The organism is Trebonia sp., from assembly GCF_049794275.1.
In the GTDB taxonomy this organism is placed as follows: Bacteria; Actinomycetota; Actinomycetes; order Streptosporangiales; family Streptosporangiaceae; genus Trebonia.
On record NZ_JBARCR010000982.1, the window covers coordinates 1 to 6,794 of the forward strand.

6 protein-coding genes are annotated in these 6,794 nt (G+C 71.2%); 2 read left to right on the forward strand and 4 right to left on the reverse strand.

Annotation, left to right across the window (positions count from 1 at the left end):
* Nucleotides 1–472: 472 nt before the first annotated feature.
* On the reverse strand, nucleotides 473–1,885 hold the full coding sequence (locus tag WA805_RS24980) for an NAD(P)/FAD-dependent oxidoreductase (RefSeq protein ID WP_422325403.1): 1,413 nt from the start codon (nucleotides 1,883–1,885) through the stop codon (nucleotides 473–475).
* A gap of 86 nt (nucleotides 1,886–1,971) precedes the next feature.
* On the opposite strand from WA805_RS24980, the gene WA805_RS24985 reads away from it, so the two are divergent.
* Together WA805_RS24985 and WA805_RS24990 are read left to right on the forward strand one after the other, a co-directional pair.
* On the forward strand, nucleotides 1,972–3,072 hold the full coding sequence (locus tag WA805_RS24985) for a nitrilase-related carbon-nitrogen hydrolase (RefSeq protein ID WP_422337795.1): 1,101 nt from the start codon (nucleotides 1,972–1,974) through the stop codon (nucleotides 3,070–3,072).
* Nucleotides 3,073–3,120: 48 nt separating this feature from the next.
* A complete protein-coding gene (locus WA805_RS24990; protein WP_425243551.1) occupies nucleotides 3,121–4,107 on the forward strand; it encodes a 2-dehydropantoate 2-reductase in 987 nt (328 codons plus the stop codon).
* Between the two features lie 23 nt (nucleotides 4,108–4,130).
* On the opposite strand, the gene WA805_RS24995 is transcribed toward WA805_RS24990, so the two are convergent.
* The 3 genes from WA805_RS24995 to WA805_RS25005 form a co-directional block, all read right to left on the reverse strand.
* The gene (locus WA805_RS24995; RefSeq protein WP_425243552.1) at nucleotides 4,131–5,171 is read right to left on the reverse strand and encodes a cation diffusion facilitator family transporter; all 1,041 of its coding nucleotides are present in this window, start codon (nucleotides 5,169–5,171) and stop codon (nucleotides 4,131–4,133) included.
* 47 nt (nucleotides 5,172–5,218) lie between these two features.
* Nucleotides 5,219–6,067, reverse strand: a complete 849-nt coding sequence (locus WA805_RS25000) for a MerR family transcriptional regulator (RefSeq protein WP_422288471.1) — start codon at nucleotides 6,065–6,067, stop codon at nucleotides 5,219–5,221.
* A 10-nt stretch (nucleotides 6,068–6,077) separates the two neighbouring features.
* The coding region (locus WA805_RS25005) for an MFS transporter (protein WP_425243553.1) at nucleotides 6,078–6,794 on the reverse strand (717 nt) is incomplete at its 5' end.

The following is a 6,794-nucleotide window of genomic DNA, read 5'->3' on the forward strand; positions in this document are numbered from 1 at the left end:
TCAAAGCCATGGCTGAAAATCCGTAACGAGACAATCCCGAAGAACCATCCCGCGACGGGGGTTTAGTACATATAATGCACTGGCTTTTAACACGCTGTTGAGTTCTCAAGAAACGGACACACACCATGGGAGAACTTTCGTTTTCCGTCCGGGGTGGCTGTTTTTCTAATCTACCCTGGGATTTCCATCCGGTCAAATTGGGACCTTCCGGATTTCCCGAGCCGTAGCGTACCGGCACCGGCGGAGTCCTTGGCACGCCAAGGTCCGCGACGCTAGTAGCTGGTGGCTCCCCGGGTCCCGTCCCGCCTCGCGGCGTTCAGTCCCCCTCGGGGCATGTGAACTCTACGACCACGGGAAGCCTTCGTCAAATCGAACGCGGATACTCGTGATACCCGTGCCCCGCGGGCGTCAAACCCGCGACCTTGCCACGAGTCCAAGGGGCCAAGAGTCGAAGGGGCTAGTGTCGAAGGGGCTAGGAGTCGAACCCGAGGCCGAGCCGGTCCAGCAGCCGCAGCCACGCGTCGCGGCGGCCCTCGTTGCGGTCGGCCCTGGCGAGCGAGGAGCGGGTCAGCTGGACAACCGCCGACCTGACGGGTTCCGGCGGGAACGGCACTGGCTTGGACGTGACCAGAGTCAGGCGGGTCCGTTCCGAACCGGATTTCTCCAGCAGATCCAGCAGCACCTGAGCGGCGAACCTGGTGGCACCCACCCCAAGCCCCGTGTACCCCGCCGCGTAAGCCAGCCGCCCGCCGTAGGCGGTGCCGAAGAACGGGCAGAACCTGGTGCACGTGTCGATGACCCCGCCCCACGCGTGGCTGAACGACACCCCTTCAAGCTGCGGGAACGTCGCGAAGAAGTGCTCCGCCAGCATCGCGAACGTGCGCGGGCGCTGCGCCTGCTCCTCGTGGATCCTGCCGCCGTTGAAGTAGACGGCGTCGTATCCGCCCCACAGGATCCGGTCGTCCCTGGTCAGCCGGAAGTAGTGGAACTGGTTGCCCAGGTCGGAGGCGCCGCGGCGGTCCTTCCAGCCCAGGCTCGCCAACTGGGCCGCGGTCAGCGGCTCGGTCATCAGCGCGTAGTCCCACACCGGGATCACGTAGTTCCCGATCCGGCGCAGCAGCGGGCGGAACGCCCCGGTGCCGAGGACCACCGTGCCCGCCCGCACGCTGCCGTACGGCGTCGTCAGCTCGAGACCGGCCTCTCCGCCGCCAGCCCTGGCCAGCGACCCGGCTGGCGTGTTCTCGTAGATCCGCACGCCCGCCTCCAGGCAGGCGCGGCGCAGCCCCCAGGCCAGCCGGCCGGGTTCGACCATCGCGTTGCCGCCGGGGTACCGCAGCCCGCCGGCGAACAGCGGGGAGTTCAGCTCCTGGCGTGCCGCGGCCGCGTCGAGCACCTCGACCTCATGGCCGAGGGCCCTGGCGGCCGCCGCCTCCTCGGCCAGGCCGTCGAGCTGCCACGGCGCGGTCGCGAGGTTCAGCTCGCCGGTCAGCGCGAAGTCGCAGTCGATGCCGTAGGCGGCGACCGTCTCGCCGATCTCGCGCAGGTTTTCCGCGCCGAGCCGCTCGAGCAGCGGCATTTCGGCGGGGAACCGTTCCAGGCCGTTGGCCAGCCCGTGGGTGAGGCTCGCCGAGCAGAAGCCGCCGTTGCGCCCGGACGCCGCCCAGCCGGCCGTGCGCGCCTCGAGCAGCACCACGTCGAGGGACGGGTCGCGCTCCCGCGCCAGCAGCGCCGTCCACAACCCGGTGAAGCCGCCGCCCACGACCGCCAGGTCGGCGGTGACGCGGCCGGTGAGCGCGGGCAGCGGGTCGGGCGCGTCCGGCTGGTCGAGCCAGAATGATCGCGGCGCGGCGCCCGCCAGCGACCGCGCCACCTGCGGGTTGATCATCGTCCGACTTTCGCACACGGCGAGGTTGCAGACAGGAGGCGGGTCGCCGGAGTACATACAGAGGTAGCGCCCGAAAGGACACGTCAATGATCGAGCCTTATCAGGCCATCGGCCTTGTTCCCACCATGCGCGGCATCCGGCGCCGCGCCGACATCACGGTCAACCTCGAGCACATTTCGCACCTGATCAAGGCGGCGTCCTGGCTGTCCAGCCTTGACCTGCCCGTCCGGCTGATCGCCATCCCCGAAGGCGCCCTGCAGGGCTTCAACGACGAGGTGCTCGACCTGGACCACGAGACGTTCGCGCGGGAGTGCGCGATCGACGTGCCCGGCCCTGAGACCGACTACCTCGGCAAGCTGGCCAGGCAGTGGAACGCGTTCGTGATGGCTCAGGCGAAGGCGAGGCATCCGGAGTTCCCCGGGCGGTTCTTCAACGTCGGCTTCGTCCTGGACCCCGACGGCGAGATCGTCCTGAAGCACCACAAGGTCGTGCCGCTGCTGCCCGTGGAGCATTCGGTGACGCCGCACAACGTGTGGGACAAGTGGATTGAGCTGTACGGGCGCACCCTGGACGCGTTCTACCCGGTCGCCGACACCGCGATCGGGCGGCTCGGCTTCCTGATGGCCAACGAGGGCTCGTACCCGGAGAACGCCCGCGGCCTGGCGATGAACGGCGCCGAGGTCGTGTACCGCGGGCCGTATCCGCACCCGCACACCGGCAACGGCCTGTTCGAGATCCAGAACCGGGCGCGCGCCCTGGACAACAACCTGTACCTGATCGCCTGCAACGTCGGCACCTACTACCTGGACGCGGAGTCCGACGTGCCGATCGACACGTTCGGCGGCGGGTCCGCGGTCATCGACTACCGCGGGCAGGTCGTCGGGCGGCACGCCTACAGCGGCGGGTCGTCCTGGGTGGCGGGCACCGTCGACGTGGAGGCGCTGCGCCGGTTCCGCGCGGCGGCGCAGTGGGACAACTGGCTCAAGGACCTCACCACCGAGCAGTACCAGCTGATCTACGAGCGGCCCGTCTACCCGAAGAACCTGTACCTGGACCGGGCGCCGTACACGCACGCCGAGTACCGCCGCGAGGTGATCGACAGGCAGGTGCGGCTGATGCACGAGCGGGACATCTGGGTGCAGCCGGACAACGGGTCGCCGGAGGGCGGCGACTCCGGGGCCGTGTGACTGCGGGGCCGTGTAAGGCCGGAGCGGGCAACCGTTAGGGTCGAGCGCATGCGCATTTGTGTCGTGGGCGCCGGCGCGATCGGCGGCGTCATCGCGTCAGGGCTGGCCAGCGCCGGCGTGGAGACGTCGGTGTACGCGCGCGGCGCGACGCTCGCCGCGCTCAGGTCCCGGGGGCTGAGCGTCGAGTCCGCCAACGGCGCCGTGACCGTGAAGGTGGCCGCGTCGGACGACGCCGCGGACCTCGGCCCTCAGGACTTCGTGGTGCTCGCGGTCAAGGCCCAGTCGCTGCCCGCCGCGGTCACCGGCATCGGCCCGCTGCTCGGCCCGGACACGGCCGTGCTGTCCACGCTCAACGGCGTGCCGTGGTGGTTCTTCGACGGGTTCGGCGGGCCGGTCGCCGGCCGCCACCTCGACAGCGTGGACCCCGGCGGGCGGATCGCCGCGGTGCTCCCGGCCAGCCGCGTGATCGGCGGCACCGTGCACCTGTCCGCGAGCTCGCCTTCGCCCGGCCTGGTCCGGCTGTACAGCGGGAAGGGCCTCATCATCGGCGAGCTGTCCGGCGCGGAAACGGCGCGGCTCGCCGATCTCGCCGCGGCGCTGCGCGACGCGGGCTTCGACGTCACGGTCTCACCCCGCATTCACGAGGCCGTCTGGTACAAGCTGTGGGGCAACCTGACCATGAACCCGGTCTCCGCAGTGACCGGGGCGTCGATGGGCCCGGTGCTGGCCGACGAGCTGGTGGTCGCGTTCTGCTCCTCGGCCATGCTGGAGGCGGGGGAGATCGGCGCGCGGATCGGCTGCCCCATCGACCAGACGCCCGGCGACCGGCACGCGGTCACCCGCAAGCTCGGCGACTTCCGCCCCTCGATGCTGCAGGACGCCGAGGCCGGGCGGCCCCTCGAGCTCGACGCGCTCACCGGCGCGGTCCGCGAGATCGGCGCCATCGTCGGCGTGCCGACCCCGTACGTCGACGCGCTGCACGGCCTGACCAGGCTCAGTGCCCTCGCCCGCGCGGGCAAGGACACTGAGCGATAGCGCTGAGCGATAGCACTGGGCGGTTACGCCTCGAGCGTCGGCTCGTCGGGGGCCGACAGGCTCAGCACCGCGCCCACGACAGCGGGCGACGCGCTGATCCTCGCCTCCAGGGCGCGCAGCCGGTAGGCCAGCCGTGGCTCTGGGTCATCGCCGGTGAGGTCCACGTCGCCGGTCACGAAAACCATCCGCGGGCCGACCACCTCCAGCCGCAAGTAGGTCACCCTGGCGACTTCCGGCGCGGCGAGCAGGGCCCGGATGGCGGCGGCGCGGACCCGGGGGTCGGCTTCCTGGCCGACGAGGAAGCGCCGGTTCCTGTTGATCAAGACGATCGCGACGAAGCCGAGCAGCACGCCGATCAGGATCGAGCCCACGGCGTCAGGAATGGGCGAACCGGTCAGCTCGTGCAGGCCGAGCCCGGCGGCCGCGAGGAGCACGCCGACCAGGGCGGCAGCATCCTCGGCGAAGACCGCGCGCAACGTGGGGTCGGAGGTGGCGAGCACATGGTCGATGAGATCGCGCTGCATCGACTCGGCCTCGGGCTTGGCCTGCCGGACCGACCGCAGGAACGAGATCCCCTCCAGGACGAAGGAGACGGCGAGCACGATGTAGCCGATGCGGAAGTTGCTGGCCGGCTCCGGGCGCACGAGCTCCCCGATGCCCTGCGAGACCGAGACCACCGCGCCCGCCACGAACAGCCCGAGCGCGGCGAACAGCGACCACACGTACGCTTCCCGGCCATACCCCATCGGGTGCGTGCGGTCGGCCGGCTGCTGGGACCGGCGGTTGGCCATCAGCAGGAAGATCTCGTTGCCGGAATCAGCCCAGGAGTGCGCCGCCTCGGCCACCAGCGACGCCGAGCCGGTCAGGACGGCGGCGGCCGTCTTGGCCACCGCGATCAGGATGTTGGCGGCGAAGGCGACCAGCACGGTCGTCTTGCTCTCCGATTCACCGCCCTCGTGCGGCAGCGGCACCGACTCCAGCACGTCACTGGACTCGGGGTCGGTCTCCCCGTCCGGTGCCGCCGCGTCGGGCGGGGCCTGTTCACCGCCATGCTCAACTGCCACCAGTCAGTCCTTACCGGGACCCTGCTGATCAAACACAGGCGCGTTTCTCACCCAGTGAGGAATACCGGCCAGGCGACTTCGGTGCGGTGCTTGCTCTCGTCCTCGGTTTCCGGGAAGCCGATCAGGTAGTACTCCCTGATCGGGCCCTCCACGCCGATGGCGCGCTCGGCCACGACCGTGCCGAGCGCGCCGTAGGTGCGGTCGATGTCGTCGAGTGGGCCCTCGTGCACCGCGATCGCCGCCTCCACCGCCGGGATCTCGAGCAGCCGGACCTGGCCGTCGAGCGGCCCCTCCAGCGGCCCGAAGCCGCCCGGCGGGGAGCCGACAGGGACGAACGCCGTGATCTCGCTGCGCTCCAGTTCGAAGAAGTCGCCGGGGAACAGCGCGCCGAACGGTCCCGACGCCCCGGCCGGCGCCACGCCGGGCTTCGCCAGCGCGTCCGAGAGGGCACCGAACGCGTCGCTCCCCCACGTCGCGAGGTCGGCGGCGGATACCACCTGGGCGACCGCCAGCGCCGTGACCGCCGGGATCTTGCGGTACTCGATGGCGGGCCGCACCGCCGGGCCGGCGAGCAGCGCCCGCAGCCCGGCGACCGACGCCTGGGTCTGGGCGAGCTGGCGCTCCATCTGTCCCAGGTGCGCCGCGATTTCGCGGTTCCTCGTCTCCAGGTCGGGGGCGATGAGCACCGACCTGATCGAGTCAAGCGGCATGCCCAGGTCGCGCAGCCGCCTGATGACCTGGGCGGGAACCACCTGGGTCGCGTCGTAGGAGCGGTAGCCGGTGAACGGGTCGATGGCGGCGGGCTCCAGGACGCCCATGTCGTGGTAGTGCCGGAGCGCCTTCACGCTCAGGTGGGTCATCCTGGAGAACTCGCCGATCGTCAGCAGCGGTGCCATGGTCTGAGTATCAGCCTTCCGTGGTCGCGCCGGTCGCGCCGGTCGCGCCGGTCACGCCGGTCGCCGGGCGGAGCAGGCTCAGCGCGAGCACCGCCACCACGAGCAGCAGGCCGCCCAGCTGCGCGACGGACGAGCCGAACGCCGCCCGGTACCCGTGGCCGACCAGCCCGTAGAACACGACCCCGCTAACCGCGACCCCGATGGCGTTGCCGACCTGCTGGGCGGTGGACAGCGCGCCGGACACCGAGCCGGCGGTCCGCGGCGAGGCGTGCGCGAGCACCGTGGTGGTGAGCGGCGTGATGCACAGGCCCTGCCCCGCCCCGACCAGGAACAGGCCGGGGAACAGCGCGTCGAGCGGGCCGCCGGTGCCCCAGCGCGCGACCGCGAGCAGCACCAGCAGGTAGCCGGCGGCGCCGACGACGGCACCGGTGGCGATCACCCGGCGGCCGAACCGCATGGTCAGCGCCGGCGCGCGCAGCGAGGTGACCAGGTATCCCGCGGCGAGCACCGCGAACACCCCGCCGGACGCCAGCGGGGACAGGCCGCGGCCCTGCTGGAGGAACAGCGCGAGCAGCAGGTAGCACGCCGCCTGCTGGCACCAGAACAGGACCTGCACGATCAGCCCGGCGCGGAACGCGGGCACCGCGAAGATGGCGGGGTCGAGCAGCGGCTGCCTGCCGCGCCTGGCGGCGCGCCGCAGGTGGACGGCGAAGCCGGCGAGCAGCAC

Bases quoted from the DNA above. Each gene is read 5' to 3' on its own strand.
- WA805_RS24980 (WP_422325403.1), bottom strand. From the start codon at position 1,885: ATGATCAACCCGCAGGTGGCGCGGTCGCTGGCGGGCGCCGCGCCGCGA.
- WA805_RS24985 (WP_422337795.1), top strand. From the start codon at position 1,972: ATGATCGAGCCTTATCAGGCCATCGGCCTTGTTCCCACCATGCGCGGC.
- WA805_RS24990 (WP_425243551.1), top strand. From the start codon at position 3,121: ATGCGCATTTGTGTCGTGGGCGCCGGCGCGATCGGCGGCGTCATCGCG.
- WA805_RS25000 (WP_422288471.1), bottom strand. From the start codon at position 6,067: ATGGCACCGCTGCTGACGATCGGCGAGTTCTCCAGGATGACCCACCTG.